Source organism: Sandaracinaceae bacterium (assembly GCA_016706685.1).
In the GTDB taxonomy this organism is placed as follows: domain Bacteria; phylum Myxococcota_A; class Polyangia; order Polyangiales; family Houyiibacteriaceae; genus JADJJE01.
In genome coordinates, this window is the sequence record JADJJE010000005.1 from 1 (window position 1) to 26,224 (window position 26,224).

The 26,224-nt window shown below is 70.8% G+C and carries 21 protein-coding genes and 1 pseudogene; 14 read left to right on the forward strand and 8 right to left on the reverse strand.

Annotated features, from left to right (window positions below; translation table 11 throughout):
* Nucleotides 1-122 precede the first annotated feature (122 nt).
* The 5 genes from IPI43_09575 to IPI43_09595 all read left to right on the forward strand — a co-directional run bounded on the left by IPI43_09575 (nt 123) and on the right by IPI43_09595 (nt 6,364).
* Nucleotides 123-2,420, forward strand: a complete 2,298-nt coding sequence (locus IPI43_09575; GenBank protein ID MBK7774378.1) for an acyl-CoA dehydrogenase family protein — start codon at nt 123-125, stop codon at nt 2,418-2,420.
* A 91-nt stretch (nt 2,421-2,511) separates the two neighbouring features.
* Nucleotides 2,512-3,159 (forward strand): universal stress protein, encoded by a 648-nt coding sequence (locus tag IPI43_09580; protein MBK7774379.1) that lies wholly within the window; start codon nt 2,512-2,514, stop codon nt 3,157-3,159.
* 81 nt (nt 3,160-3,240) lie between these two features.
* Nucleotides 3,241-4,284 carry a fibronectin type III domain-containing protein gene (locus tag IPI43_09585; protein ID MBK7774380.1) on the forward strand — a complete coding sequence of 348 codons (1,044 nt, stop codon included), beginning with the start codon at nt 3,241-3,243 and terminating at the stop codon, nt 4,282-4,284.
* Nucleotides 4,215-4,916, forward strand: coding sequence for a hypothetical protein (locus tag IPI43_09590; protein MBK7774381.1), 702 nt, complete (start codon nt 4,215-4,217; stop codon nt 4,914-4,916). The genes IPI43_09585 and IPI43_09590 overlap by 70 nt, the downstream gene beginning before the upstream one ends.
* A 20-nt stretch (nt 4,917-4,936) precedes the next feature.
* Nucleotides 4,937-6,364 (forward strand): hypothetical protein, encoded by a 1,428-nt coding sequence (locus IPI43_09595; protein MBK7774382.1) that lies wholly within the window; start codon nt 4,937-4,939, stop codon nt 6,362-6,364.
* Nucleotides 6,365-6,368: 4 nt separating this feature from the next.
* Here the strand turns inward: IPI43_09595 and IPI43_09600 are convergent, their stop codons facing one another.
* Complete coding sequence (locus tag IPI43_09600; GenBank protein ID MBK7774383.1) at nt 6,369-6,923, reverse strand: helix-turn-helix domain-containing protein; 555 nt, start codon at nt 6,921-6,923, stop codon at nt 6,369-6,371.
* A gap of 101 nt (nt 6,924-7,024) precedes the next feature.
* Here IPI43_09600 and IPI43_09605 point away from each other — a divergent pair.
* Nucleotides 7,025-7,604 (forward strand): annotated as a pseudogene (locus IPI43_09605) (superoxide dismutase).
* 168 nt (nt 7,605-7,772) lie between these two features.
* Complete coding sequence (locus IPI43_09610; protein MBK7774384.1) at nt 7,773-9,989, forward strand: PilZ domain-containing protein; 2,217 nt, start codon at nt 7,773-7,775, stop codon at nt 9,987-9,989.
* A 14-nt stretch (nt 9,990-10,003) separates the two neighbouring features.
* On the opposite strand, the gene IPI43_09615 is transcribed toward IPI43_09610, so the two are convergent.
* Nucleotides 10,004-12,016, reverse strand: coding sequence for a PAS domain S-box protein (locus IPI43_09615; GenBank protein MBK7774385.1), 2,013 nt, complete (start codon nt 12,014-12,016; stop codon nt 10,004-10,006).
* 87 nt (nt 12,017-12,103) lie between these two features.
* Nucleotides 12,104-13,720, reverse strand: coding sequence for a hypothetical protein (locus IPI43_09620; GenBank protein ID MBK7774386.1), 1,617 nt, complete (start codon nt 13,718-13,720; stop codon nt 12,104-12,106).
* 108 nt (nt 13,721-13,828) lie between these two features.
* Here IPI43_09620 and IPI43_09625 point away from each other — a divergent pair, with 108 nt between their 5' ends.
* The 7 genes from IPI43_09625 to IPI43_09655 all read left to right on the forward strand — a co-directional run bounded on the left by IPI43_09625 (nt 13,829) and on the right by IPI43_09655 (nt 21,943).
* Nucleotides 13,829-15,592, forward strand: coding sequence for a proline--tRNA ligase (locus tag IPI43_09625; GenBank protein ID MBK7774387.1), 1,764 nt, complete (start codon nt 13,829-13,831; stop codon nt 15,590-15,592).
* Nucleotides 15,593-15,597: 5 nt separating this feature from the next.
* Complete coding sequence (locus tag IPI43_09630; GenBank protein ID MBK7774388.1) at nt 15,598-15,795, forward strand: hypothetical protein; 198 nt, start codon at nt 15,598-15,600, stop codon at nt 15,793-15,795.
* Nucleotides 15,796-15,901: 106 nt separating this feature from the next.
* A complete protein-coding gene (locus IPI43_09635) occupies nt 15,902-18,397 on the forward strand; it encodes a transglycosylase SLT domain-containing protein (GenBank protein MBK7774389.1) in 2,496 nt (831 codons plus the stop codon).
* 7 nt (nt 18,398-18,404) lie between these two features.
* Nucleotides 18,405-19,568 carry an NAD(P)/FAD-dependent oxidoreductase gene (locus tag IPI43_09640; protein MBK7774390.1) on the forward strand — a complete coding sequence of 388 codons (1,164 nt, stop codon included), beginning with the start codon at nt 18,405-18,407 and terminating at the stop codon, nt 19,566-19,568.
* 14 nt (nt 19,569-19,582) lie between these two features.
* Entirely contained in the window at nt 19,583-20,542 is a 960-nt protein-coding gene (gene trxB / locus IPI43_09645; GenBank protein ID MBK7774391.1) for a thioredoxin-disulfide reductase, read from the forward strand.
* Nucleotides 20,543-20,558: 16 nt separating this feature from the next.
* Entirely contained in the window at nt 20,559-21,005 is a 447-nt protein-coding gene (locus IPI43_09650; GenBank protein ID MBK7774392.1) for a nuclear transport factor 2 family protein, read from the forward strand.
* A 92-nt stretch (nt 21,006-21,097) separates the two neighbouring features.
* Nucleotides 21,098-21,943 (forward strand): hypothetical protein, encoded by an 846-nt coding sequence (locus IPI43_09655; GenBank protein MBK7774393.1) that lies wholly within the window; start codon nt 21,098-21,100, stop codon nt 21,941-21,943.
* A gap of 191 nt (nt 21,944-22,134) precedes the next feature.
* Here the strand turns inward: IPI43_09655 and nadB are convergent, their stop codons facing one another.
* From nadB to fliQ, 5 genes are all read right to left on the reverse strand, one after another.
* The gene (gene nadB, locus IPI43_09660) at nt 22,135-23,754 is read right to left on the reverse strand and encodes an L-aspartate oxidase (GenBank protein MBK7774394.1); all 1,620 of its coding nucleotides are present in this window, start codon (nt 23,752-23,754) and stop codon (nt 22,135-22,137) included.
* Between the two features lie 458 nt (nt 23,755-24,212).
* Entirely contained in the window at nt 24,213-24,524 is a 312-nt protein-coding gene (locus IPI43_09665; protein ID MBK7774395.1) for a tetratricopeptide repeat protein, read from the reverse strand.
* Entirely contained in the window at nt 24,521-25,048 is a 528-nt protein-coding gene (gene hpt / locus IPI43_09670; protein MBK7774396.1) for a hypoxanthine phosphoribosyltransferase, read from the reverse strand. Before hpt ends, IPI43_09665 begins: the two co-directional genes overlap by 4 nt.
* Nucleotides 25,049-25,079: 31 nt before the next feature.
* A complete protein-coding gene (locus IPI43_09675) occupies nt 25,080-25,913 on the reverse strand; it encodes a flagellar biosynthetic protein FliR (protein MBK7774397.1) in 834 nt (277 codons plus the stop codon).
* Nucleotides 25,910-26,179 (reverse strand): flagellar biosynthesis protein FliQ, encoded by a 270-nt coding sequence (fliQ, locus tag IPI43_09680; GenBank protein ID MBK7774398.1) that lies wholly within the window; start codon nt 26,177-26,179, stop codon nt 25,910-25,912. The genes IPI43_09675 and fliQ overlap by 4 nt, the downstream gene beginning before the upstream one ends.
* Nucleotides 26,180-26,224: the final 45 nt, after the last annotated feature.

Sequence of the window (26,224 nt, forward strand, 5' to 3'; positions counted from 1 at the left end):
CGTCGCTCGGCTGCATCTTGGATCCGCAGCGGCGAGCCACCGTCGTCTGGACCATGGGGCCGCCCCAAGGTGGCGACTTCTCCGCCTTCGCGGCTACGTATCGTTGAGTGAGGAGCACGACCATGACAGCCCGTCTCCCCCCCATCTGGCACGCTGCAGCCCTCCGACCCCTGGCTCCGCTGGTGTTGGCCGCCTGGGAAGACGGCTCGCTCACGCCGGGAGAACTGCTGGACCTTCGCAGCGCGCTGGAGCGCAGCCCAGGTCTCAGTCACGAAGAGCGCACATCGGTGCGGGCCTTCCTGGACCCCAGCGCGCCGCCGTCGCCACAGGCGCTGCTGGCGCTCGAGCGCGCGGTGCGAGCCTCTCTCGAGGCGGTGCCCGCTGAGCAGCGCCGCACGCTCGAAGCGCTGACGTCGGCACTCTCCGAGGGTGGGGGAGACGCGGCGCAGGCCACCGCGCTGCACCGCGCGCTCCAGCCGCTCGAAGCCCACCTCAACGCCGACCTCTTGCCGCGCATGGCAGGCACCCCGACCGCCGGCCGGCTCGTGGCCTTGCCGGACGCCGAGCTGCAGACGCTGAAGGAGCGCCTGGACGGCCCGCACGCGCCCACGCGTGACCGCATGCGCGCCATGCTGGCGGGGCCCGAGTTCCGCGCGCGCGAGGGCCTGAGCCACCACGAGTATCGCGAGCAGGTGCTGACGTGGGTGCGCTCGCTCACGGCGCTCCAGCTGTACGAGAAGGCCTACGGCGCGCTCGACCCCGCGCAGCGCGAGATTGGCGAATTCGTGTGTGGCTTCGAGACGCTGGCCTGCTTCGACATGAGCGTGGTGGTGAAGTTCGGCGTGCAGTTCGGGCTGTTCGGCGGGGCGGTGGCGTCGCTCGGCAGCGCGCGGCACCACGCGCTGCTGCGCGACATCGGCAGCGGCCGGCTGCTGGGCTGCTTCGCCATGACCGAGCGCGGCCACGGGTCCAACGTGCGCGACCTCGAGACCACCGGCACGTATGACGCGGCGACGCAGGAGTGGGTGATCCACACGCCCTCCATCAGCGCCGGCAAGGAGTGGATCGGCAACGCGGCGCTGCACGCCAAGACGGCCGTGGTGTTCGGTCAGCTCGAGACGCAGGGCGAGGGCCACGGGGTGCACGCCTGGCTCGTACCCATCCGCGATGACCAAGGCCAGCCCATGCCGGGTGTGCGCATCGAGGACTGCGGCGAGAAGATGGGCCTCAACGGCGTGGACAACGGCCGCTTGTGGTTCGACCACGTGCGGGTGCCGCGCGAGGCGCTGCTGGACCGCTTCGGGCAGGTGGCCGAGGACGGCACCTACAGCAGTGAGATCCCCAGCGCGTCGCGGCGCTTCTTCACCATGCTGGGCGTGCTGGTGGGGGGCCGCGTGAGCGTGGCCGGCGGGGCGCTCGCGGCAAGCAAGGTGGGGCTCGCCATCGCCATCCAGTACGCCGAGCAGCGCCGACAGTTCCCCAACGCCGAGGGCGAAGAAAAGCCGCTGTTCGAGTACCTCACGCACCAGCGCCGTCTGGTGCCGCGCCTGGCGGCCGCGTGTGCCTTCAGCTTCGCGCAGAACGCGCTGGTGGAGGAGTTCGAGCGGTCACAAAAGGACCCGCACCCCTCGCGCGAAGTGGAGACGCTCGCCGCGGGCCTCAAGTCGCTCGGCACCTGGCAGGCCATCGAGACGCTCCAGCTCTGCCGCGAGTGCTGCGGCGGGCAGGGCTACCTCTCGTCCAACCGCATCGACGCGCTGCGCACCGACACCGACGTGTTCACCACCTTCGAAGGCGACAACACGGTGCTGATGCAGCTCGCCGCAAAAGACGTACTGGGCCGCTTCGCGCGCAAGCTCGGCGAGAGCCCGGTGCGCACGCTGGCCGAGACGTTTGCCCGCGGCATGAGCGCGCGCGTCAGTGAGCTGGTGCGCAGCACGGACGAAGCCGACCTGCGCTCCCCCGAGTTCCACAGCGAGGCCCTGCAGTTCCGGGAAGACGCACTGCTGTCGTCGCTGGCCAAGCGCGTGAACCGCCGCGTGAAGTCCGGCATGACCACGCAAGAAGCGTTCGAGGCGTGCCAGGACCACGCGCTGGCCCTCGCGCGCGCGCACATCGAGCGGTTCATCTACGACGCCTTCCGCAAGGGCGCCGAGGGCGTGCCGCTGCTCGAGGCGCACTGCGCGCTCTACGGGCTGTGGCGCATCGAGAGCGACCTCGCGTGGTTCCTCGAGAACGGCTACCTGGCGCCCGACAAGGCGCGCGCCATCCGTCACCAGGTGAACGCGCTGGTGGGCGAGCTGCGCACCTCCGCGCTTGGCGTGACACAGGCCTTCGCCATCCCGGCGAGCTGCCTCGGGCCGCTCGGAGACGCCGAGTACCTGCGGTCGTCGGGGTTGGCCGCTGGCGGCGCCGGCTAGACGCGCAAATCCGTGCGTTCGGTTCTCGCGAGGGCTAGGTTGAAGGTGCGACGCGATCCAAGTGACCGCCGCCCATTCAAAGGGGGCTCCCATGGAACGAGAAACACAGAAGCGCGACGACCTCGGACAGGTCATCGTCGTGGCCGTCGACCTCACGGAGGCGTCGGATCCGGCGGTGCTCGCGGGCGTTCGCATCACCCGGCCCGGAGACACGCTGCTCATCGCCCACACCGTGCAGTCACGGCGCGTGGGCGAGGTCCAGCGCATCGTGGAAGAGGAGAAGCTGCTGGAGAGCGATCCCGTCGAGGTACGCGACTACTTCCGCGCGGTGTGCGTGGGCGCGGGAGACTGGCCAGCCGCCACGCCGCGCTTCCGCACCGTCATCGGGAGCCCAGTGGAGGCCATCCTGCAGTGCACCGTGGACGAAGAGGCGCACATCCTCATCTGTGGCACGCACGCGCGCCACGGCCTGGACCGCCTGCTGCACGGCTCCGTGGCCGAGGTGTTGGTGCGCGAGGCGCGCTGCCCCGTGCTGGTCGCGAAGCCCCGCTCGTATGCATCCGCCCGCAAGAGCGACCGCCCGGTGCCGCTGTGCGCCGACTGCGTGGCCATGCGTCAGCAGAAGGCAGACCCCATGGTCTGGTGCGAGGTGCACGCTCGGGAGCACTTCGCCCCTCACACCTACGGCCCCAGCGAGTTGCGCGGCAGCCACCCCGCGAGCTTCAACATCCCCACGTGACCGTACACCTTTCCGATGGGCTGGCGCGGGGGCGCTCCTGTACGCTTCCTGGAGCAATCCCCCCTGCCTTCGGACGTGTTCATGAAACGTAGCGCGTGTTCCTCGCTGGCCGTCGTCCTCCTCCTCGTCTCCGCGTCGGGCTGCGGCGGTGGGGACACCAGCGCAGACGCCGGCCCCCTCGACGCATGCAATTGCGACGGCGGTGGCGACGGCACCCCACCGGAGCCCGGCAACACCCTGACCGCCTCGAATCCCACGTCCAGCAACGTGGACCTGAGCTGGAGCGCGGCCACGGACGACACCACCGCGGCCGCGTCCCTCGAGTACCGCGTCTACTTCTCGCTCACGGACAACCTCGACACCCTGGGCGACGTGGAGAGCAACGGCACCCCGGCCGGCGATTGGGCTCTCAACCTCACCGCGTTCACCGTGGAGAGCCTCTCCCTCGACACCACCTACTTCTTCAACGTGCTCGTGCGCGACGAGGCGGGGAACGTGGCCGTGTACGGCGGAGCGAGTGAGACCACGCTCGACGGGTCCTGGCAGGACGCAGCGCCGCTCGAGGACTACACGGGCGGCTCCATCTACTACTCCACGCTCGCGCTCGCTCCAGACGGCGAGGTGCTGGCGTACTGGGACCAGCAGCCCAGCTGGGACGCTCACTTCGCCACGCGCGGCCTCGGCGTTGGCGCGTTCACCGGGGCGGCCCCGTGGAGCGACGAAGAGTTCTACACCCCCACCCTGGGCTACGGCTTCGACGGGAACCTCATGGGAGCGAGCCTCCGGAGCAACGGCGACGCCACGACCGACGTGCTCTTTGGCCAGGCCGTGCCGGGCTCGGGGATCACGTTCGACGAGGTCGCCACGGGTCTGGACACGGACTACGCCCGAGACGCCCTCGCGTGCGTGGCGCAGAACGGTGACGTCATGGTGGTCTGGATGGACGGCACGGCGTCGAGCACGTACTCGCTGCGCGCCCGCTTCCGCACGGGGACCACGTGGGGAACCACGTCGCTCGTCAGCGCCGGTGAGGCCTCGACCTCTCCGGACTCAACGTGGTGTGCAGCCCCAACGGCGACCACATGGTGCTGTTCGGCGAGGACCCCGGCACAGACAGCGTGCTGAACGCACGGGTCTATGACGCCACCCTCGACAACTGGATGGCGGCGACGCCGCTCGGTACGGACAACTACCAGTACTACGTGACGACCGCGCGTACGGCGGACGGGAGGGTGGTGGTGGCCTACGAGGAGTACGACGACACCGCGATGGTCGGCTACTTCCGTGCGCGGACCTACAGCGGAACCACGTGGTCCACGCCAGCGGACACCCTCGCCAGCGACAATCCGGTCAACGTGAACAGCTTGAGGCTCGCGGCGGCCGGCAACGACGTGCACGCCGTTTGGCGCGCCAGCCCGTCTCAGTTCATGACGCGTCGCCTCGAAGAGGGCAGCACCACGTGGACGGCAGAGGCGCCCCTCGAGACCGTGGCGGCCGTGCAGGAGTTCTGTCTGGCAGGCGGTCCGACTGGCGGGCTGGTGCTCACGTGGGCCGCCGGCGCCGCGGTAGCTGCCCAGCTCTACTCCGGGGGCACCGACACGTGGGGGACGGTCACGCCCCTCCTGCCAGCCGGTGACGGCGTTGGCTACGGCTCGCTCGCCTGCATCATGGACTCACGGCGCCAAGCGACGGTGGTGTGGACGGAGTGGGACCCGGTGGCGGGCGAGTACTCCGCCTTCGAGCGGACGTTCCGCTGAGCCCGCGTCGGCTCGACAAGGTGGCGCTGCTGGGCTGGGGCGCGGCCGTGTTGGTCTTCGCCCTGCTGCAGTTCACGCAGCAGGGCCTCCAGCAAGATGACCCCTACCACCTGGCGCTGACCGAGCGGCTGGCCACGGGCGAGCTGCTCACCGCGCTACCGTGGGCCAAGCACACCATCCTGGCCGAGCGCTTCGCCGACCTGCACTTCGGCTACCACGTGTACCTGGTGCCGTTCGTGGCGCTCCTGGGAGGCCCGCTGGGCGGCAAGCTCGGCACCACCGTGGCCGTGGCCATGCTGCTCCTGGCGGTGCAGTGGATCGCGGGGCGCGAGCACCCGTGGCGCGCGCTGCTGTCGCTGCTGGTGGTGCCGGCGAGCGGGGTGTTCCTGCTGCGTGTGATGGGCATGCGCCCCATCGCGTGGGCCGCCGCGGCGGTGCTCGTGGTGATCCCGCTCGCGAGGGCGCAACGCCACGGGCTGTTGGCCCTGATGGGGGCCGTCTTCGCATGGAGCTACGCCGCGTTCCCGCTGCTGCTCTTGCCGCTCGGTGCGCACGCCGTGGCGCGCTTCGCCACCGCGCGGGAGCTGGCGTGGAAGCCCACCGCGAGTGTGGTGATCGGGGTGCTGCTGGGGCTCGCGCTGCACCCCAACTTCTTCGTGCACCTCGACCTACTCGCCGTGCAGCTCTTCGACGTGAGCGTGGACCGCAGCGGGCTGAACCTCGAGTACGCGTCGCCCGGCCTCGGGCAGCTCTTGAAGGAAGGCTGGCTGGTGTTCGTGGTCCTGGCGGTGGGCGTCCATGGCGCCGTGCGCGCCTGGGGCACATCACCCGAAGACCGCGAGGAGCTGCTCGCATGGGCCGTCGTCGCCGGGCTCACGCTCCTTGTCTACGTGCGCAACGAGCGCGGCGTGGACTACTTCGTCCCGACCGCCATCGCGTTCGTGGCCGTGGCGCTGCGCCGCCGGGCAGCCACGCCCGCGCCGTCCACCGCTGCGCTCGCCTTCGGCGCGTTGCTAGTCCTCGGCGGCGGCGCCGCGCACGCGCACGAGGCATGGGCACAGAGCCGGCGCTTCGAGGCCATCGACCCGAGCGCCTGCGCCACCTGGCTCGCGCGCAACAGCCAGCCCGGGGATGAGGTCTTCCTGCACGACTACGGCGCTTTCCCGCGCCTCTTCTACCGGAACGACCGCAACGTCTACACCCTGGGCCTCGACCCCGGCTTCATGCGCGCCAAGGACCCTGCGCTGTTCCACCGCTACCTCGCCGCCGTGCGCCTCGAGCGCGACCCCTACCCGCTCATCGCCGGGACCCTCGGCGCGCGCTACGTGTACGTGGAGAACACCGCGCTCAGCCGTGCGTTCTACGACTACCTGCTGGCCCACCGCGCGCAGTTTCGCCCGGCCTACCGCGACGAGTTCGCCGCGGTGTTCACGGTGGTGCCGCGCTAGCGACTCACCCCTCGAGCGACAGGATCACCAGCGAGTACCCCTCCGCCGGCGCGCTCCCGCGGTTCATGTAGCGGTGCGGCAGGTGCCCCGGGAACTGCACCAGCGAGCCGGCCTCCACGGCCACCTCTTCGCCGTCCACTTCCAGCACGGCCTCGCCCGAGAACACGACGAAGAACTCCTGCGAGCCGCGCGGGTGCGGGCGCCCGGCCACCGAGCAGCGAGGCGCCAGCGTCACGCGCTGAATCTGCACGCCGCGCGACGCGATGGGCGACATGAGCCGCGAGACGTAGCGGCCGTGGTCGTCGCGGTACTCGCGCGCTTCGGCGACCTTCACCTTGTAGAGGCGCTGCTTGGGTGGCGCGGCGATCAGCTCGTCGAGGCCCACCTGCAGCGCGGACGCCACGGCCAGCAGGGTGTCGAGGCGCGGGTTGGCCTCGCCCTGCTCGAGGCTGGCCAGGGTGGCGCGTGGGAGGTTGGCCGCCAACGCGAGATCTTTCTGGGTGAGCCCCGCGATGTGGCGGAGTCGCTGGAGGTTGGCGGAGAGGTGGCTGCGGCTCATGACGGTATCCTGGAGAATCCTATCAATATTCTAGAGCAACGGGGCTTGATCCGCGCGAAGTAGATCTCTAGCTTGCGGGCTTCCCAACCTGGAGGAGCCCCATGACCATCGAACTTCCCGCCCTGCCCTGGCCCAAAGACAGCCTTGCCCCCCACATCAGCGCCGAGACGCTGGACTACCACCACGGCAAGCACCACCAGGCGTACGTCACCAACCCTGAACAAGCTCATCGCCGGCACGCCGCAAGAGAACGCGAGCCTCGAGGAGATCGTGAAGAACTCGTCGGGCGGCATCTTCAACAACGCCGCCCAGGTCTGGAACCACACGTTCTACTGGAACAGCATGAAGCCCGGCGGCGGCGGCGAGCCCACCGGCGCCATCGCGGCCGCCATCAACGCCAGCTTCGGCAGCTACGCGGCCTTCCGTGAGCAGTTCGTCGCGGCGGCCACCACGCAGTTCGGCTCCGGCTGGGCCTGGCTGGTGAAGAGCGGCGACAAGCTCGAGATCGTGAAGACCAGCAACGCCGAGACGCCGCTGACCACGGACAAGAAGCCGATCCTCACCATCGACGTGTGGGAGCACGCGTACTACGTGGACTTCCGCAACGCGCGCCCGAAGTACATCGACACCTTCCTCGACTCGCTCATCAACTGGGACTTCGCCAACGCCAACTTGGGCTGAGCCCTTCCGCCCATGCGGCCCATGCGCCCTCCGTGGACTCTCCACGGGGGGCGTTTTCGTGTCTGCAGGCAGGCGGCGTGGGCTCGCGACGTCTGCCGAAAATTGGACCCTCGGCGCCCGTTCTGAAATGGGTCTCGTGCGGAGCACTGGCTCCCGACGAGGCAAACCATGCAACCACAGATCGAGCGCAGGTCGCACGCGCAGCGCGTGCCGATGGATCAAGGGGTCGTCGAGGTCTCCTTCTTGGAGTACGGCGAGACCGCACCGGCAGACGCCGTGAACATCGCCGAGGGCGGACTCTCGCTGCGGGCGTCCATCCTCCCCGAGGTGGGCACGGAGATGCGCTGCGCGTTCCCGATGCCGGACGGGCAGTCCATCGAGGCCGAGTGCGAGGTGGTCTGGGCCCAGCACAGCGGACCCTACGCGGGCGAGTTCGGGCTGCGCTTCGTGGACATCGCGCGCCTCGACGAAGAGCGCATCCGCGACTACGTGGACGCCCATCAGACGCGCGCTCGCGCGGAGTGGGACGACTCCGATCCGGGCGACTCGGACGGCGGCTACGTGGACGACTCGGACCCCGGCCACGAGGCGCGCGTGTCCGACGGCTACGAGCTGAGCGCGGAAGAGCAGCGCGAGCTGAGCAAGCCCCCCGGCATCCCCGACACCATCCGTTTGTTCATCGACGGCGTGAGCAGCCCCGTGGCGGCGTCCGTGGTGCACGCCACGCACGACGCGCTGGTGGTGGCCCAAGAGCTGCCCTTCCTGAGCGTGGGCACGGCCATCGCCGCCATCGAGGACGGGCCCAAGGGGCGCCTGGCCTCGGTGGAGCTGCGCATGGTGAACGGCGTGCCGCGCCTGATGCTGACCGTGCTCTTCAAGGACGACCAGAGCCAGCCCGGCGTGGACGACAGTGCCGCACCGGCCGTGCACAACGCCGTGGCGTACGCCAAGACCGAGCTGCGCAGCCCGCTGGACACGCTGCCGGACGAGGATGAAGCGGTGGAGCAGCTCGCCGCGCCACGCGCCGCGGCACCGGCCGAGGCCACCGCCGGCATCGTGAGCGCACGCCGTGACTCCGAGCCGCCCGTGTTGGGCCGCCAAGTGGACGCGCGCGTCTCGCACGCGCCCGCGCGCCGCGCCGAGGTCTTCGCCCGACAGGCGGAGGAGGACGACCTCGAGGACCTGGACGACGACCTGGCCGTGGACGCCATGGACGACGACCTCGACGACTTGTTGGGCGCCGCCGTGCACGTGCGCCGCCCGGCCCCCGCCGCAGAGGCGGACCTGCGCCCCGCCGCCCCGAGCGAAGCCGAGCTGGGAGACTCTCCAGTGGACCGCCTGTCGTTCATGCTGCGCACCCGCACACGCCAGCTGAGCGAGCGCGCCAAGCCGCTGACCGACCGCGCCCGCGACCTGTCGAAGCAGGGCGCGCGCGGCATCCTGCCCGCGCTCCGCACCCTTTTCGCGCAGCTCGTGTTGTTCGCCAGCGCGCTGCGCAAGAAGGCCGGCCCCGCGGCGGCCTCGCTGTTCGGGCGCACCCAAGCTTTCACCGTCGCGCGGCTGCGCTCGGGCGAAGGTGCGCGCGTGGGCACCAAGGGCGGCCGCCCCGTGCGGCGGCAGCAGCAGTCGCGCCTGGGCGTGACCGGTCGTCCCCCGGCGGCGCAGGCCGAGGTGGAGACGCGCCTCGACCCGCAGCGTGCACGGCGTCGCACCGTGTTCCTGTCGAGCGTGGCCTTCCTGTTGGTGGGCACCACCGTCTGGGCCCTCACGCCCGGCGACGAGGTCAGTGAGGTGGCCACGGCGAGCGACGACACCGCGAGCCCCAGCAGCAGCGCCATGGAAGCGGCAGCGCCGGCCAGCACGGTGGTCTCGCCCTACGTGGACCCGAGCGCCCAGCTGGCAGAGCCCGCGCCCGTCATGGAGGCCGCCCCCGTCCCGAGCGGGCCCACCCCCGGCCCGTTGGCCGAGCCCACCTACCCCACGCTCGGCGAAGAGCGCCCTGCCGTACCGGGCAGCGTCGCGAGCGACTCCCCCTACGCCGAAGGCGAGGCCGAGGGCGCCACCGCGGCCCCCGAGGTCCAAGAGGGCCGCACGTTCGGTGCCGAGTCCGTGTCGAACGCGCGCTCCTTCGAGATCACCATGAGCCAGCCCGTGCGCACCCTGCGTGGCCGCGCCGAAGGCAACGGCTTCGTGGTGGACATCCCGAACGCGCTCGCCATCAGCGGCGCACGCACCATCAGCCGCAACCACCCGATGGTCGCGCGCAGCCACATCTTGAACCACGGCGACCACTCCACGCTGACCATCGAGTTCGCCGAGGGGCAGTCGCCGGCCTACCGCGTGTCCGCGCGCGGCGCCGCCATCCACATCGAGATCGCGCGCTGAGCCCGGGGGGCCCGTCAGTCTTCGCCGGGGCTCGAGCCCCGCGACGAGGCGCGGTCCAGGTCCAGGATCTTCTGCTCGCCCACGTAGCTGCGCGTCTCGTACTTGGTGACGCGCCCGATCTTGCGGACGATGTCGGCCATGCGTTGGGCCTCGCTGACCATGGTGCCGGCCGCTCGGTGCTCGGCGCTGCCCGGCGTGAGCTTGCGCTCCAGCAGCTCGGCATAGGCCATGATGCTGGTGAGCGGCTGGTTGAGCTCGTGCGCCGCCGTGCCGGCCAGCTCCGCCAGCACCGCCTGGCGCTCGGTGTGCTCCAGCTTCTGGTGCACCTCGGCCAGGCGCTGCTGCGTGCGCAGGCGCTCGCGCAGGTCCGTGAAGATGCCGAAGGTGGCCACGGGCTCACCGCGCTCGAAGATGAGCGCAGCCGAGATCTGGATGGGGATCTGCTCGCCGTTCGCGCCCTTGGCGTCGACGCGCGTTGGCACCAAGCGCCCGAAGCCGCCGTGCCCCTCGGACATGAGCCGGTCGCGGACCAGCGTCCAGCCTTCGCCGTCGTACAGGTCGGACAGGTTCATGCGGCCCACCACGTCGGCGGCGCGGTAGCCGTAGATGCGCTCGGCGCTGGGGTTGAAGAGCACGATGTTGCCCTCCATGTCGCCCGCCACGATGCCGTCCACGCTGGCGTCGATGAGCGACTCCAGGAACTCCATGGTCTTGATGAGCTCGGCCTCGGTCTGGCGCTGGACCGTGACGTCCTGGCACGACACCAGCACCTTGGCGTCGCCGATGGCCAGCGCTGCGAACGAGCAGTTGAGGATGACCTCGCTGCGATCCTTGCGCACGAAGCGGATGTCGGCGCCGCGTGGGTAGACGCCCGCCGCGAAGCCGTCCCAGAGCGCGCGGGTGCGCTCGCGCTCGGCGTCGGCCACCAACAGCTTGATGGCCAGCCCCTTCATCTCGTCCGCCGAGTAGCCCAGCATCTCGTGGGCGCGCGGGTTGGCGAACAGCAGCGAGCCGTCCGCGGCCAACACCGCGATGCCCTCGGCGGCCGAAGCGAAGAGCTCGGCGTAGCGTTCCAGCCCCGCCAGCCGGCGCTCGGCCTCGAAACGCGCGAACGTGACCTCTTGTGTGTGATCGCGCAGGGACTGCATGACGCGCGCGTTGCGCAGCGCCACGGCGGTGGCGTTGGCGACCGCCTGGCAGTAGCGCATCTCGCGCGGGTGCAGCACGCGGTTGGGCGTCTCGAGGCGCAGGAAGAACACGCCGATGGCCTGCGTCTCCCACACGATGGGGATCAGCACCATGGCGCCCAGGTCCTGCGCCACGGTGACGCCCTGCAGCACGGGGTGAGTGCGCACGTCGTCGATGGTGAGCGGCTCGCGGCAGCGCAGCACCTCGCGGATCTCGGGGTAGTCCGCCAGGTCGATGGCCAGGTTGGTGAGCGTCTCGTCGTCGCTGGCCACCATGACGTAGCCCGTCTCCTCCGAAGAAGAGCCGTCGGTGTCGGGGGCCAGCACGATGGAGATGCGCGACGAGCCGATGGCGCGCGCCACACGGCGCACCACGGAGAACAGAATGTCTCGGAAGTCGAGCGATGACGTGAGCCGCTGCGTGAGCTCGAGCAGGGACTCTGCGTCCTCGGCCGACTCCAACAGCTGGGCGTGCTGCGCCCGCGCGTTGGCGCTGACCAGCCAGCGAGTGCGCCACTGGCGCCCGTCCAGCGGGGCCAGCAGCACGTCGGTCGCGCCACGCGTGAGCCACGTGTGCGGCGCCTCGGGCTCGGTGCCGTCCAGCAGGAGCATGAGCGGCAGCTGCCCACCGAGGGCGGCCTGCACGCTGGCCAGCAGCTCGGGGTCGGGCGGCAAGATGACCCCGGCGTCCGCCACGGGTGTGTCGGCCAGCGCGGCCACCAGGTCCGGGACGCAGGCGAAACCCTGCACCGGCACATCGCTGCCCAGCGCGGACAAAACACGTTCACGCCTAGCGGCGTCGTGGTCGAGCACGTAGGCGGCGGGGTTGGGGGGATTCATCTGGAACAAAGGAAAACAGCGGTCAGCGCGCGGAGCCTCTCCGGACAGCATATCAGGGGCTCTCGAACGGGGGTATGAAATGGCAGGTCAGATCTCGAAGGCCATGGCCTCCACGCGGGCCAGCTCGCGCACGCGGAGGATCTCGGAGGTGTACTCGCTCATCTCTTCGCGGATGGCCTCGCTGGTCAGGTCCACCATGCTCTCGACCACCGGGGTGACCGAGGCCAGCGTCTCCGACAGGCCGTGCGCCAGGTCGTCCAGCCGCCGGTCCAGCTCCTCGAGGTCGCGCTCCGTCTCGGCCACCACGGCCTCCAGCATGCGGTCGTGGGCGGTCCCCAGGTCCTCGAGCACATCGGCAGGGACCACCTCGGGGAACATGCGCGCGAGGCGCACCAGGTTGCGCCACGTCTCCTCGGCCCCGACCGGGTCCGGGCGACGCCCACGCAGGCGCTGCCCGCCCAGCTCGAGCTGCTGGAACGCCTCGCGGTACTGCGCCAGCTGGACGTGGTACTGCATCTCACCAACGCGCGGCCAGAGGTAGTGCAGGCGCGTGTGGCGCTGCTCCGTGGCCACGTCACGCAAGCCCTTGCTGGACTCCGGCAGCCGGCTGAAGAACGCCGCGGCCATGCGGTCGGACTGCTCCAGCAGCGCGCGGTTGGCGATGCGCCGACGCAGCCGGTGGACGCTGCGCTGCAGCAGCATGAGCACCTGCTTGCTGGCCACGCGGGTGGCCTCGTCCAGGCTGCCCCCGTACTCGCGCGCCCAGGCCACCAGCTGGTTGCGGTGGCGCGCCTCGATGTCCAGCGTGACGCGCGGCAAGTCCAGCTCCATGGCCCGCAGCTCGCGCAGGTTGCGGTGCGACCGCACGAACAGCACCAGGTAGATGGTGAGGTAGAAGGCGCCGTAGAGCAGCAACCACAGGCTGAGGCCCAGCGCCGTGGCCAGGTGGTCGTTCAGCCAGCGCCCGAAGTCCCCCGTCAGCGGCACGCGCAGCCCACGGGCGACCTCGCGCTCGGCCCACTCCACGAGCCGTGGCCGCACCGAGAAGGCGAAGTCGCCCACCAGCGCCAGCAGCACGATGGCCACCAGCCCCAAGCGCCGCATGAGCACGGCAAAGGGCACGCTGGCGTTCTGCGAGATGCGCATGACGTGGCGCGAGCCATACACCACGTCGGCCGCGCCCAACACGAACGCGAAGAGACGCGGGGCCACGCCATAGCGCGAGCGCACCTCCAGCTTGAACAGCGCGGCGTCTGGCTGCCCCACGATGACCACCGGCGGGAAGTCGAGATCGATGCGCACCTCGCGCGGGGGCCCGGACACGCGCGGCACTTCGAGGACGCAGACGTGACGCTCCGCGGGCGACCGCAGGTTCTCGTCCAGCGAGGCCACGAAGTCGTCCACGCGCTCGCGCCGGCTGGCCGTCAGCTCGTCCATCATGGCCTGCAGGCGCGCTTCGATGCGCTTCACGTACGCGATGGGGCTGCGGTCACGGCCCTGGGCCACCTCGGACCACGAGACGTCGGCGCCCTGCTCGAAGCGCACGAGGCTGGTCTCCGCGCGGCCGGTCAGCTTGGCGAGGGCGTTCGAGGCGAGCTGCGCCTGCAGCTGCCGGAAGCGCATGAACCACATCACCTTGTGGATGAAGTAGAGCAGCGACAGCAGCATCACGCCGTAGAACGCGGCTACGAAGATGTTCGCCATGAGGCCCATCGGGGGCCGGCCTCTAGCACCCGGGCTCAGGGGGGGCACCCCGGCCCACAGGCCCTCGGCTGGGCTGGTCAGTCGGGCGCACGCGGGCTACAAGGCGCCATGCGCTACCGCCAGGCGTTCATCCCGACGCTCAAAGAAGTCCCGAAGGACGCCACGAGCCCCTCGCACGTGCTCCTGCTGCGTGCCGGCTACGTGCGTATGGTCGGCGCCGGCATCTACGAGATGCTGCCGCTGGGCCACCGCGTGCTCACCAAGATCAGCAACATCGTGCGCCGCGAGATGAACGGCGCCGGCGCCCAAGAGCTGCTCCTGCCCGCGCTCTTGCCGGCCGAGTATTTCCGGGAGACCGGTCGCTGGGACAGCTTCGGCGACGCGCTGGTGCGGCTCAAGGACCGCCGCGGCAACGACTACCACTTGGGGCCCACGCACGAAGAGATCATCACGGACTTGGTGCGCCGCGAGGTCAAGAGCTACCGGCAGCTCCCGCTCAACCTCTACCAGATCCAGATGAAGTTCCGTGACGAGGCGCGCCCGAGAGGCGGACTGCTGCGCTGCCGCGAGTTCCTCATGAAGGACGCGTACTCGTTCGACGTCTCGCTGGAAGCCGCCGAGAAGAGCTACGCCGGGATGCGTGACGCCTACCACGCCATCTTCAAGCGGCTGGGCCTGCACTACCGCGTGGTGAAGGCCGACAGCGGCGCCATGGGTGGCAGCACCAGCGCCGAGTTCCAGGTGCTCACGCAGACCGGTGAGGACGCCATCGTGGCGTGCTCCGCGTGTGAGTACGCCGCCAACGCCGAGGTGGCCGAGGCCCAGCGCGCTCCGCGTGCCGCCGCCGCTGCGGGCGAGCTCCCGGCCCTCGAGAAGGTGCGCACCCCCAAGGTGAAGAGCATCGACGACGTGGTGGCGTTCTTCGCGGAGAACGTGCCGAGCGTCACGGGACTCACGCCCGCCACGTGCATCAAGTCGCTGGTCTACGTGGTCAGCAAGATCGCCACGGGCGAGAGCGAGACCGTGCTGGTGGTGGTGCGCGGCGACCACGAGGTCAACGAGATTGGCCTCTTGCGCCACCTGGGCTTCGACGAAGCACGCATGGCCACCGAAGAAGAAGTGAAGGCCGCCGCCGCCGCCGCCCCGGGCTTCATCGGTCCGGTGGGCTACACCGGCCGCGTGGTGGTGGACGTAGACGCCGCCGCGGTCACCAGCGCCGTCGGCGGTGCCAACGAGAACCCCTTCCACTACGCACACATCGTGCACGGGCGGGACTACCAGGGCGAGCTGGCCAACGTGCGCCTGGTGCGCGCCGGTGACCTCTGCACTCAGTGCGGCGCACCGCTCGAGACCTACAAGGGCATCGAGGGCGGGCACGTGTTCATCCTGGGCACGCACTACTCCGACAAGATGGGCGCCACGTACCTGGACGAGGGCGGCGTGAAGCGCTCCATCGTGATGGGCTGCTACGGCATCGGGGTCTCGCGCCTGATGGCCACCGCCATCGAGCAGCACCACGACGACCAGGGTATCCGCTGGCCCATGGCCATCGCGCCGTTCCAGGTCATCGTCACCATCCTGGGCGACGCCGAGGAGCCCGTGGCCACGGCCAACCAGATCTACGACGGCCTGCGCAGCGCGGGCGTGGACGTGCTGCTGGACGACCGCGACGAGCGGCCGGGCGTGAAGTTCAAGGACGCCGACCTGCTGGGCATCCCGCTGCGCGTCACGGTGGGCGCGCGGACGCTGGCCGAGGGCAACGTGGAGCTCAAGGAGCGCAGCGCGGCCGACGTGGCGCTGGTGCCCGTGGCCGACGTCGTCCGGCGCATCACCGAGCGCGTCCTCGAGCTGGGCGGGGAGCTGGGCAAGTGAGCTCCGTGACCAACGAGTACGAGACGCCCACCAGCCGCATCATCCTGCTGGGCCTGGCCTTCGCGGCGCTGGTGGCCATCGGCGTGTTCACCGTGCTGCGGCCCGAGCTGGAGCAGGAGCCCGAGCCCGAAGCCGCACAGGCCGCTGCCGAGGCCAGCCCCCCGGGCCAGCCGGGCCCCGCGCCGGTCGCTCCCGCCCCCTGATTCAGCGGGGCTGGAATGAAACCCGGCCCGCGTGCGTCGGAGGGGGTGTGCCGCGTGGCCCGAGCTTTTGCGTTATCGGCCACAATTCATCACAATAGAGGCTGAAGTGACTCGCCGCCCCCCCCGACACCCTGCACCCCTCCTGGCCTGGGCCGCGATCGCGGCGCCGCTGCTCGGTGGTGTGGTGCTGGCGCCCGGCCTGGCGCACGCCGATGGCGGCAGCTGCGAAGTGGGGCAGACCCCGTGGTCGTCCCCGGACCACCTCACCTGCAGCGGCGGCAGCGCGTCGCTCTCGGCGCCCAGCAGCATCACGCGGACTCCGCCGCTGCGCGAGGCCCAGCTGGAGCGGACCCCAGCCGCCACCCCCACGGCTCCGCGCGCCGCCGCCCCGGCAGCGGCCATCGATGATGCCGTGGGCGCCCAGCCGTTCGAGCGCGCCCGTGCGCTGGCCGCCGAAGGCCAGCTGGACGCGGCGTTCACGCTGCTGAGCGAGACCGAGGTCGCCTTCCCGCGCCTGGTGGACCGCGTGGCGCTGCTGCGTGCCGAGCTGCTGATCAACGCTGGCCGCTACGAGGAAGCGTTGCCAGCCCTGCGCCAGGCCCGCGGAAGCGTGGACAGCGCCGTGCGGGTGGAGGCCGAGATCGCCGAGGTGCGCGTGCGCATCCTGCGTGACGACCCGCGCGCCGAGGGCGTGCTGCGCGCGCTGTGCGGGCGCTACCACGAGCTGCCGTCCGAGGCCGAGCTGCGGCTGCTGCTGGGCGAGTCGCTGCTGCGCCGCGAGCGCCGCCCGCAGGCCGCCGAGGTGTTCCGCAAGCTGGACCTCCACTTTCCGGGCAGCGCCCCTTCGCTCGCGGGGCTGGTGCACCTCGAGCAGCTGCGCGCCGACGGCGTGCGCGTGCGCCGCCAGCTGACCACCGAGCGCGTTGACCGGGCAGAGCGCCTGGTGAGCCTCGGCCACCACGAGCTGGCGCGCACCGAGCTGGCTGCGCTGGGCGAGGTGCGGCTGAGCCGCCCGCTGCGCTCGCGCGTGCACCTGGCCACGGCCAACCTGGCGCGCCTCGAGGGGCGTTGGCGCGAGGCGCTCGAGCACCAGCAGCTGGGCATCCGCCAGAGCCCGCCCGTGCCGGCCGAAGAGGCCGAGGCGCGCGCCGAGCGGGCGGCCGACATGATGACCGCCACGCTGTCGCGTGACGTCGCCCTGGCCACGCAGCGCATCGAGCACATGGTGGGGCGGCGCGAGTACAGCCAGCTGGCCAGCTCGCAGCTGGTGCAGATCATCGGCGTGGGCGCCCGCGCCGGCCTGGCCGAGCCCGTGCGCGCCGCCACGCACGCGCTGGCCCAGCGTGACATCGCCATCGACGCCCGCATGGACGCGGCGCTCGAGGCCATGGGCCTGGCCGACGACGCGGACCTGCTGCGTATGTTCGAGCCGCTGGCCAACACGCGCAGCCAGCGCGGCACGCAGGCGGCGTACTACCGCGCCCGCGCCCTCGAGCGCCTGGGCCGCGTGGACGAAGCGCGCGCCGCCTACCGCGAGGTCAAGGCGCACGACAACACGCCCCAGCACTACTACGCCATGTGGTCCGACGTGCGCCTCACGGCCATGCGTGCGGCCCAGCGCACGGACGCCCACCGCCTGGATCCCGCCGCCACCGCGCACGCGGAAGGCATGCGCCCCACCCCGCCCGCCACGGCTCACGAGGCCATGCAGCTGCGCGTGGACATGGACGCCCTGGCGGAGCGCTTGGCGCCGCTGGCCGAAGAGCACGGCGACGCGTTCCCATCGCTGCCGCGCGCCTATGACCTGCTGCGCCTCGGCGAAGCCGACACCGCCAGCCACGAGCTCTACGAGGCGTTCCTGCAGTGGCGTGACGCGCGCGGGCGGCCGCTGCGGCGCGTGGGCCTCGAGGGTGTGGCCCGCGGCGGTGACCGTCGCCGCGCGGGCGTGAGCTTCGCCATGCGCCGCGAGCGGATGGCGCTGGCCCCCGAGGAGCGCATCGAGCTGGCCGAGATCAGCGGCACGCTCGGCGACCACGGCACCGCCGTGGGGCTGGCAGGCTGGGCGCACGTGGGCCCACGGCCGCGCGCTCACGCTCACCTGGTGGAGCAGGCGGCGCTGCGCCACGGCCTCGACCCCAACCTGCTGTTCGCCATCATGCGGGTGGAGAGCGTCTACCAGCGCGGCATCATCAGCTACGCGGGCGCCATCGGGCTCACGCAGATCATGCCGCGCACCGGCCGCCTCATCGCGCAGGCCCGTGGCATGGAAGACTTCGACACCGGCGACCTGGTGGACCCGGCCCTCAACCTGGACTTCGCCGCTTGGTACCTGGCGTCGCTCATCGAGCGCTTCGACGGGCACCTGCCGCTGGCCATCGCCAGCTACAACGGCGGGCCCCACAACGTGCGGCGCTGGCTGCGAGCGCACGGCCCGGCGCAGCCCGTGGACGCGTTCCTCGAGTTCATCCCCTTCGAGCAGACGCACCGCTACGTGCGCCGCGTGTTGACGCACTACCAGGCCTATCGCGCTCAGGTGGAGCTGCCGCCCGAGACGCTGTCCATGTCGCTGCCCAGCGGCGACGACCACGCCATCGCGTTCTGAGGCCCGCGTGAGCGAACCGCTGGACGTCGTCGTGCTGGGCGCTGGCGTGGTGGGCCTGGCGTGCGCACGCGCCTTTGCGCAGCAGGGCCGCGAGGTGTTCGTGGTGGAGGCCGAGGCGGGCATCGGGCGCGGCACGTCCAGCCGCAACAGCGGCGTGATCCACGCGGGGCTCTACTACCCGCGCAGCTCGTGGAAGGGTCGGCTCTGCACGGCGGGGGCCGCGCAGCTCTATGCGTTCTGCCGCGAGCACGGCGTGGGGCACGAGCGCACCGGGAAGTGGATCCTGGCCACCGATGAGAGCGAGCGCCCCGCGCTCGACGCGCTGCTCACGAACGCGCGCGGCAACGGGGTGGCGCTGCAGCCGGTGAGTGGAGGCGAGCTGCGCGCACGCGAGCCCGCGCTGACGGCGGTGGCTGCGTTGTGGTCCGAGAGCTCGGGCATCGTGGACGTGGCCGAGCTGCTCGAGGCGCTGGCGCGCGACACCCGCGCCCACGGCGGCCAGCTGGTGCTGGGGCAGCGCTGCACCCGGCTGCGGCAGGCGCCGCAGGGCTGGGCTCTGGAGCTCGAGCCCAGCGATGCCACGGGTGCGGTGGCGCGGGAGCACGTCCGCGCGCGCACCGTGGTGAACGCCTGCGGACACGCCGCGCCGCAGCTGGCGCGCCTGGCCGGGGTCGACCTCGACGCACGAGGGCTGCGACCCAGCCTGTACCGGGGTGACTACCTGAGCGTGTGTCCTGCGGCGCCCCGACCGAGGTGCGCGCTGGTGTACCCGCTGCCGCAGCGCCACGGCCTGGGCGTGCACCTGACGCGCGATCTCGGAGGCCGGCTGCGCGCGGGCCCCGACGCCTATGCGGTGGACTCGGCGGACGTCTCGCTGAGCGTGCTGAGCCCCCACGCGTGGCGCGAGAAGGCACAGCGCTTCGCCGAGGCGCTGCAGCGCTACCTGCCGGGCATCGAAGCGAGCCACCTCGAGCCCGAATTCGCGGGCGTGCGGCCCAAGGTGCTGCGCGCGGGAGACGCGCCCACGGACTTCGCGCTGCTGGGTCCCGAGGACACCGGCGCCCCCGGAATGGTGCACCTCTTGGGGGTGGAGTCGCCCGGCCTCACGGCCTGCCTGGCCATCGCCGAGTGGGTTGCAACGCGGCTCGAAACCCGTACAACCGACGCCTAACCCAAGGGAAACCCATGTCCGAGAACGCTCACAAGGTCGTCATCATTGGCAGCGGCCCCGCCGCCCACACCGCCGCGATCTACTGCGCCCGCGCCGAGCTCAAGCCGGTGCTGTTCGAGGGCTTCATGGCCGCTGGGGTGGCGGCCGGTGGCCAGCTCACCACCACCACGGACGTGGAGAACTTCCCGGGCTTCCCCGAGGGCATCATGGGCCCCGAGCTGACCGACCGCTTCCGCGCGCAGTCGGTGCGCTTCGGCACCGTCATCCACACCGAGACGGTGGAGTCGGTGGACCTCAGCCAGCGCCCCTTCCGCTTCAAGACCGACTCGCAAGAGGGCACCGCCGAGGTGATCATCCTCGCCACCGGCGCCACCGCCAAGCGCATGGACATCCCGGGTGCCGGCGACGGCGAGTTCTGGCAGCGTGGCGTCAGCGCCTGCGCGGTGTGCGACGGCGCGCTCCCGGCCTATCGCAACCAGCCGCTGGCCGTGATCGGCGGCGGTGACTCGGCCGTGGAGGAGGCCACCTTCCTCACCAAGTACGGCAGCAAGGTCTACTTGGTGGTGCGCCGCGACGAGCTGCGCGCCAGCAAGATCATGCAGCAGCGCGCGCTCGACAACGCCAAGATCGAGATCCTCTGGAACACCGAGGTGACCGCGTGCAAGGGCTCGGACGGGCTCGAGACCATCACCGTGAAGAACAACAAGACGGGTGAGACGCGCGACCTCGCCGCCACCGGGCTCTTCTTCGCCATCGGCCACACGCCGAACACCAGCTTCTTGGCGGGCCAGATCACCACCGACGACCAGGGCTACATCGTCACGCAGCCGGACTCCACGGCCACCAACGTGCCGGGCGTGTTCGCGGCCGGCGACGTGCAGGACAAGAAGTGGCGCCAGGCCATTACAGCCGCTGGCACAGGCTGCATGAGCGCGCTCGAAGCCGAACACTTCCTCGCGGCGCACGGCGGCTGAGGCTAGACTGGGCGCCATGCCATCCCCCGCCGTCGACGTCTCCGCCGCTCCGAGTGCAGTCCTCTTGGTGGAGCGCTTCCTCGACGCCCTCGAGCGGCTCGACTCGAGCGCCATCCTAGACCTGGTGAGCGACGACATCGTCTACCAGAACGTGCCGCTCCCGCCTGCGCGCGGGCGCCAGCAGTTCGAGCAGCAGCTGGGCCTGATGGCGCGGCACATGACCGAGTTCAAGGTGGACGGGGCACGCTACGAGACGCGCGGCGACACCGTGCTCTGCAACCGCTACGACACGCTGGCGGGCAACGGCTGGCGCATGCGCCTGTGGGTCGAAGGCGAGTTCGTGGTCCGCAACGGGCAGATCGTGCGCTGGGTGGACCGCTTCAGCTGGGCGCGCCTGCTGCTGTCCAGCGCGCTCACCACGCCGCGGTTGCTCATCCACCTGGCCAAGAAGCTGAGCCGCTGAAGTAGTGTCCCCGGCCTGACGACGGTGGGTGCAGGCGGGTCCACAGCTGAAGCGCGTGCTGGGTCGCGGCGGTGCGGGTAGAGTCCCGTTCCATGCACACTGTCGATGGTCTCATCGCGCGGGGAGGTTGGGGCCTGGACGATGTGCAGGCCCGCGGTCGCGCCAACCCCGACACCTTCTGGCTCCCGCCCGAAGGAGACTTGGCGCGCATCGAAGTCGGCAGCGCGGTGCGGCTCATCTTCGCCGTGGTTGATCAGGCGGACACCGTGCGCGATGGCCGTAGCCCCTACGGACCGACGGGGGCACCCGAGCTCACGGTGCACTACGAACGGATGTGGCTCTGGGTCGAGCGTCTCGAGGGGGACGACATCGTCGGAGTGCTGCAGAACGTCCCCGTGGCCACACACACACGGCTCGTGCCCAACGCGCGTGTGCGCTTCCGTCGCAGCGACGTGATCGACATCGAGCATGTCCCACCCGTGTCGATGTGGTCGGAGATTGAGGCGCTCGCAAAGATTGGTTTTCCACACCTCGACGAGTCAGCCGTGCTGCGCCCCGAGGATCCGCTCCGCGACCCCAGCATCTCTCCCACCCAAGCGGAGGTATGTCGCCGCTTCGGCACGCGTCCCGAACGGCCATGGGCGTTCGCACGATGCCTGGTGGGACGCCAAGTCACCATCGACTCTCCGGTGCTGTATGGTGTCCATGCGCGCAGTCACCGTGACCCAAAACAGCAGGACTGCGGTTGGGCCATCTGGTCCGCGGATCCCGACATGGGAGTCGCGGCAAAGAAGGAAGGGTTCGACATCGTTGACGTGGGAAGCCTCTACGACCGCCACCCCCGCGTGTGGGCCTACCTCGCACTTCCGACGGGGTGGGCATTCGTGCTGGGCGCCGCAGGCCACGAAGACGTGTACCAGGACACCCCGCCGGACTGACGCAGCACGCGCCGGCAAACTCCCGTGGAACGCCGTGCTTCGTGTGCCGAGAACCATCCGAGGTTCTCCGCGACAGAGTCGTTCGGATCGAGCCGCTTGGACTCGTGCACGCAGCAGCGAGCCGTTTCGAGGTCACCCGCGAGGCGGAAGACCGATACGACAACCTGTGAGCGCTCGCCGCTCCGCGCCAATCACCGCTTGCGAATGTGCGGTGGGACGTCGCGACCGATGTACGTGTCGCCGCCGAAGCGCTCGTCGTCTTGGTCGGGGTGGTCCACCGTGTAGTGCAGGCCACGGCTCTCGGCGCGCGTGACAGCGCAGCCGATGATCAGCTCGGCCACGTCGGCGATGTTGCGCAGCTCGAGCAGGTCGCGGTTGACGAGGTGGTTCCAGTAGTACTCTCGGATCTCTTCCTGCAGCACCTGGATGCGTCGCGCGGCGCGCTGGAGCCGCCGGTCGGAGCGCACGATGCCCACGTAGTTCCACATGAAGCGGCGCAGCTCGTCCCAGTTCTGCGTGATGATGACGGCCTCGTGGCTGGGGGCCGCCGCGCCCGTGTCCCACTCGGGGATGCGCAGGTCTCCCGTGAGCCCGGGGGACGCCACGATGCTGCTGGCCGCGCGGTGCCCATAGACCAGGCCCTCGAGCAGGCTGTTGCTGGCCAGGCGGTTGGCGCCGTGCAGGCCCGAGCACGTGACCTCGCCCACGGCCCACAGGCCCGGGAGGCTGCTCTTTCCGTCCAGGTCGATGACCACGCCGCCGCACATGTAGTGGGCCGCGGGCACCACCGGGATGGGGTCCTTGCGCATGTCCACGCCGTACTCGAGGCAGGCCTCGTGGATGTTGGGGAAGCGCTCCGCCAGGAACTCGGGCGACTCGTGCGTCATGTCCAGGAACACACACTCTTGGCCCGTGCGCTTCATCTCGAAGTCGATGGCGCGGGCCACCACGTCGCGCGGCGCGAGGTCCTTCATGGGGTGGTGCCGCTCCATGAAGGCCGTGCCGTCGGCCAAGCGCAGGATGCCGCCCTCGCCGCGCAGGGCCTCGCTGATGAGGAAGCTCTTGGCGCGCGGGTGGAACAAGCACGTGGGGTGGAACTGGAAGAACTCCATGTTCGCCAGCAGCGCGCCCGCGCGGTAGGCCATGGCCACGCCGTCGCCCGTGGCCACGTCGGGGTTGGACGTGTAGAGGTAGACCTTGCCCGCGCCACCCGTGGCCAGCACGGTGGCTCGCGCCACGAACGTGAGCACCTCGCCGCTCTCCTCGTCCAGCACGTAGGCGCCGGCCACGCGCCGCTCGCCGCCGAACTTGCTGAGCTCCAGCAGGTCGATGGCCATGTGGTGCTCGAGCAGCGTGATGCGCGGCTGCGCCTCGACGGCCGCCACCAGCGCGCGCTGCACCTCGCGGCCCGTGATGTCGCCGGCGTGGATCACGCGCCGTGCGCTGTGACCGCCCTCGCGCGTGAGGTCGAAGTCCACCGTCTCGTTGCCGTCCGAGTCCCGCTGGCGGCTGAACTCGGCGCCGATCTTCATCAGCTCCTCGATGCGCGCGGGCCCGTCGGCGATGACCATCTCCACCACGTCGAGGTGCGAGAGCCCGCCCCCCGTGGTGAGCGTGTCCGCCACGTGAGCCGCGAAGCTGTCGTCCGGGTCCAACACCGCGGCGATGCCACCCTGCGCGTAGTTGGTGGCCGAGTCCTGCCGCGTGCGCTTGGTGACGCAGGTGACGGTGCCGTGCTTGCTGAGCTCGAGCGCGAGGGTGAGCCCCGCGACGCCCGTGCCGATGATCAAGAAGTCGGTGTCGACGCGCATGGAGGGCGCAGCATATCAGGCTTGGGGCAGGACGCCGCCAGGTGGTTTCCGCCACGTGGGCGTGGGCGTGGGCGTGGGCGTGGGCGTGGTCGTTGACGGCGACGGCGACGGCGACGGCGACGAATGGCGCTTGATCACGGGTGAAGGATGTAGTCGCGATTTCGGGGAGGTGCGGAGGACCTCGGGCAACGCCGAACCAGGCTATCCATGCGCAGTCCGCGCCCGACAGGGGGCGGACTTCCGCCAGAATCCACGCCTGCGATCCTGCCCCGGACTTCAGTCCGGGGTGCCAGTTGTCCTTGTTTTTGGAGCGATTCGTGCGTGCTGAGGATCGACGTCGCAGTTCGTCGCCGTCGCCGTCGCCGTCAACGACCACGACAACGTCAACGTACGTCAACGACAACGCCCGCGTGCGGCCACGGCCGCTTCGCGGGTCGATGCCGGTCGCGCCCCGACCGTCAGTCCAGCCCGGCCAGCAAGCCGCGCAGCTCACCCAGCGCGTGACCGTCTCCCGTGCGCTGAGCCGCCGCGATGCCCGCTTCGAGCGCCGCGCGCGCGTCGGCCGGGCGCCCCAGCTGCTCGGCCACCTGACCTGCCATGAGGTACGTGGGCACGTAGTCCGGAAACGCCTGCATCACCTGCTGATACGCAGCGAGGGCGTCGTCGAAGCGCTCGAGCGAGCGCAGCTCCATGGCGCGCGCGTAGTGCACGAACGGGTCCTTGCTGCCCTTCGCGATCATCGTGTCGAACATGTCGAGGCGCTTGCTCATTCACCCTCCGCGACCACGCCGAGGAACGGCAGGTTGCGCAGCTGCTGCGCGTGGTCGAGCCCGTAGCCCACCACGAACACGTCGTCGATGGTGAAGCCCAGGTAGTCGATGTGGACCGGCGTGCGGGCGCGCGCCGGCTTGTGTAGCAGCGACGCGAGCTCGAGCGAGGCGGGGCCGCGCGTGCGCAGGTTGTCCATGAGGTAGGCCATGGTCAGGCCCGTGTCCACGATGTCCTCGACCAGAATCACGTGCTTGTCCTCGATCGAGTTCGTCAGATCGCTGGTGATCTGCACGACGCCGCTGGTCTCGGTGGAGTCCCCGTAGCTGCGCACGGCCATGAACTCGAGCTCCACGGCGACGCGCTGGTCGATGGCACGCGCCAAGTCGGCCGCGAAGACGAAGCTGCCCTTGAGCACCACCACCAGCACCACCGAGCGGCCCTGGTGGCGCTCCGAGATCTCGCGCCCCAGCTCTTGGACGCGGGCGGCGATGGTCTCGGCGGTGAGCAGGGTCTCGACGGGCATGCCGGGAGACTCGATGCGGCGGGGTCGCATGTCAAGGCGCGGCGGTGAGTGGGAGCACGGCGCGGGCCTCGTCGATGCCCGAGGCGAAGAGCTCCGGCAGGTGCGGCACCAGCACACCCAGCGTGAGCAGCAGGCCCACCAGGCCCAGCGCGGCGCGCAGCGGCATGCCGGCGAAGTGCAGAGGGATCTGCGGCGCGGTGCGCCCCATCAGGCCCAGCGTGAGCTCCATGAGCACCAGCCCCAGCGCCGCAGGTGCCGCCACCGCGACCGTGAGCGAGAGCGCGGCCGCCACCCAGCGCATGCTGCGCTCGGCGATGGCCGCCCACGCCTCGCCCGGCAGGGGCGCGCCGATGGGCACCAGCTCGAGGCCTGCCGCGAACGCGGTGAGCGCCACGCGATGCCCGCCGAACGTGAAGAAGAGCGCCACGCTCAGCAGCCCGAGCAGCGCGCCGAGCGGCGTGCTCTGCCCACCGAACACGGGCCCCGTGCTGGTGCCGTTCTGTGCGCCGCGCAGCGCGTCCAGCCACTGCCCCGCGCCCTCGAGCGCCATCAGCGGCAGCGCCACGGCCACCGCGAAGAGCGCGCCGCGCAGCACCTCCACCACCAGCAGGAGCGGCAGTGAGAGCGGGTCGATGACGACACGCAGATGGGCCAGGGCCAGCGGCACCAGCGCGAGGGTGAGCGTGAGCGCCACCCCGGCACGCACGAGCGCAGGCGCCGGCCGCAACAAGAAGAAAGGCGCGAGCACGGTGAGCGGCGTGACGCGCGCGAACACCAGGAGCGCCACGTGAAGGGGATCGGCTTCGCCCCACGACACGCCCAAGGGCCGCAGCAGCTCACCGATCAGCTGCGCGGTGGGGCTCATCGCACCAGCTCGGGCAGGGCCTCGAAGAGTGCCTGGGCAAAGCGCGCCAGCTCGGCGCTCAGCGCCCCGCCGGTGATGGCCAGCACCAGGCCCACCGCGATGAGCTTGGGCACGAACGAGAGCGTCTGCTCCTGCACCTGCGTGACGGCCTGCACGAGACCGATGCCCACACCCACCACGAGGCTGGTGAGCAGCGCGGGCCCCGAGAGGATCAACGCTAGGTAGAGCGCCTCGGTGGTCAGGCGCGTGAGTTCAGCAGGCTCCACGAGGTACTCCGAGGTGGTCGTTGTCCCACATCTGCGGAGTGGAGC

Bases quoted from the DNA above. Each gene is read 5' to 3' on its own strand.
- IPI43_09575 (MBK7774378.1), top strand. From the start codon at position 123: ATGACAGCCCGTCTCCCCCCCATCTGGCACGCTGCAGCCCTCCGACCC.
- IPI43_09580 (MBK7774379.1), top strand. From the start codon at position 2,512: ATGGAACGAGAAACACAGAAGCGCGACGACCTCGGACAGGTCATCGTC.
- IPI43_09585 (MBK7774380.1), top strand. From the start codon at position 3,241: ATGAAACGTAGCGCGTGTTCCTCGCTGGCCGTCGTCCTCCTCCTCGTC.
- IPI43_09600 (MBK7774383.1), bottom strand. From the start codon at position 6,923: ATGAGCCGCAGCCACCTCTCCGCCAACCTCCAGCGACTCCGCCACATC.
- IPI43_09610 (MBK7774384.1), top strand. From the start codon at position 7,773: ATGCAACCACAGATCGAGCGCAGGTCGCACGCGCAGCGCGTGCCGATG.
- IPI43_09615 (MBK7774385.1), bottom strand. From the start codon at position 12,016: ATGAATCCCCCCAACCCCGCCGCCTACGTGCTCGACCACGACGCCGCT.
- IPI43_09620 (MBK7774386.1), bottom strand. From the start codon at position 13,720: ATGGCGAACATCTTCGTAGCCGCGTTCTACGGCGTGATGCTGCTGTCG.
- IPI43_09625 (MBK7774387.1), top strand. From the start codon at position 13,829: ATGCGCTACCGCCAGGCGTTCATCCCGACGCTCAAAGAAGTCCCGAAG.
- trxB (MBK7774391.1), top strand. From the start codon at position 19,583: ATGTCCGAGAACGCTCACAAGGTCGTCATCATTGGCAGCGGCCCCGCC.
- IPI43_09650 (MBK7774392.1), top strand. From the start codon at position 20,559: ATGCCATCCCCCGCCGTCGACGTCTCCGCCGCTCCGAGTGCAGTCCTC.
- IPI43_09655 (MBK7774393.1), top strand. From the start codon at position 21,098: ATGCACACTGTCGATGGTCTCATCGCGCGGGGAGGTTGGGGCCTGGAC.
- nadB (MBK7774394.1), bottom strand. From the start codon at position 23,754: ATGCGCGTCGACACCGACTTCTTGATCATCGGCACGGGCGTCGCGGGG.
- IPI43_09665 (MBK7774395.1), bottom strand. From the start codon at position 24,524: ATGAGCAAGCGCCTCGACATGTTCGACACGATGATCGCGAAGGGCAGC.
- hpt (MBK7774396.1), bottom strand. From the start codon at position 25,048: ATGCCCGTCGAGACCCTGCTCACCGCCGAGACCATCGCCGCCCGCGTC.
- IPI43_09675 (MBK7774397.1), bottom strand. From the start codon at position 25,913: ATGAGCCCCACCGCGCAGCTGATCGGTGAGCTGCTGCGGCCCTTGGGC.